1 protein-coding gene and 4 tRNA genes are annotated in these 1,257 nt (G+C 47.4%); 1 reads left to right on the forward strand and 4 read right to left on the reverse strand.

The annotated features are described in order from the left end of the window. Window positions 1-129 precede the first annotated feature (129 nt). From DQX05_RS30100 to DQX05_RS30115, 4 genes are all read right to left on the reverse strand, one after another. Window positions 130-203 (reverse strand) — tRNA-Gly (locus DQX05_RS30100). 7 nt (window positions 204-210) lie between these two features. Then, a tRNA-Pro gene (locus DQX05_RS30105) sits at window positions 211-287 on the reverse strand. A 26-nt stretch (window positions 288-313) separates the two neighbouring features. Continuing rightward, window positions 314-390, reverse strand: a tRNA-Arg gene (locus tag DQX05_RS30110). Window positions 391-398: 8 nt separating this feature from the next. Further along, a tRNA-Gly gene (locus DQX05_RS30115) sits at window positions 399-473 on the reverse strand. A 305-nt stretch (window positions 474-778) separates the two neighbouring features. Here DQX05_RS30115 and DQX05_RS30450 point away from each other — a divergent pair. Next, a partial coding sequence (locus DQX05_RS30450; RefSeq protein ID WP_147385259.1) for a hypothetical protein occupies window positions 779-1,257 on the forward strand: 479 nt, incomplete at its 3' end.

Here is a 1,257-nt window from a genome sequence, read left to right on the forward strand (position 1 = left end):
AACCCGCGACCCTCGCCTTGGCAAGGCGATACTCTACCACTGAGCTATGTCCGCATTATTTTACAACATTAATCATTATACCACAACCTGCGTTGAATTTCAACATCTCTTCCCGCAGAATGTAGAGGATGGAGCGGGTGATGGGAATCGAACCCACGCTACCAGCTTGGAAGGCTGGAGTTCTACCATTGAACTACACCCGCAAAAAAATGGTCGGGACGACACGATTTGAACATGCGACCCCCTGGTCCCAAACCAGGTGCTCTACCAAGCTGAGCTACGTCCCGATGTATGTATCCATTTATTGAAAAAGTGGCGCGCCCTGAGAGATTCGAACTCCCGACCTTTTGATTCGTAGTCAAACGCTCTATCCGGCTGAGCTAAGGGCGCATTTATTCTGGAGCGGACAACGGGATTCGAACCCGCGACCCTCGCCTTGGCAAGGCGATACTCTACCACTGAGCTATGTCCGCATCATGTATATTGTATGTTTTTTGTTGCATGTTGTTTATTATTGCACAACGTAAATATAATAACATATTTCCTGCCGAGTATCAACAATGAGTTGATGCCAATTTTTGAGTACAGATAGAAACCGAACCACAAGTCAGCAGCCTGGAAGCATTTTCATTCCCGTGTAACCTTTTCCCATGCCAACTTCCCCATAATCCCGGATGCTCATTCTCCGAGTCATTTTCAAACCATTAGATCCGGCATAATTAGAGTACCCATGCTCAACACGAAACCCGATTCGAGCATTCGCCGATCGGGTTTTATCATGATGGTCAAGCAATTACGCCCGCCTCCTGCGATGCACGAATTGGCTGGCCGTACGTTCCCAAAGATGCTCTCATCCTCGTTCCCTGATGATAAGGGCCCTCTGTTACGTTCCACAGCTGCTAAAGCCTGCAAAATTGCAGCATTCTCGCCGCTAAACTTTTCGGTACAAGAAATTCCTGCAAATCTCCATCAATTTCCCACTATTGCGTTCAAAATGACGATTAGACTGACAAAAAACGGCACTTTTGCAGGAATCCTCTTGATTAGCTGCCTGGAGCCAAATAAATACTGTAAAATCGCAGGATTACTTTACTTTGGCAGCATCCTCCGCTCGAAAAGTAGTCGTTGTCCGATTCCTCAAGCAGACCAGCTTGCCTTTAAACGCAACAAAACCGCCCTATGGCGGTTAACTGATGTTAAGTATGGAGCGGGTGATGGGAATCGAACCCACGCTACCAGCTTGGAAGGCTGGAGTTC

This window comes from Paenibacillus thiaminolyticus (genome assembly GCF_003591545.1).
GTDB classification, from domain to species: Bacteria; Bacillota; Bacilli; order Paenibacillales; family Paenibacillaceae; genus Paenibacillus_B; species Paenibacillus_B thiaminolyticus_A.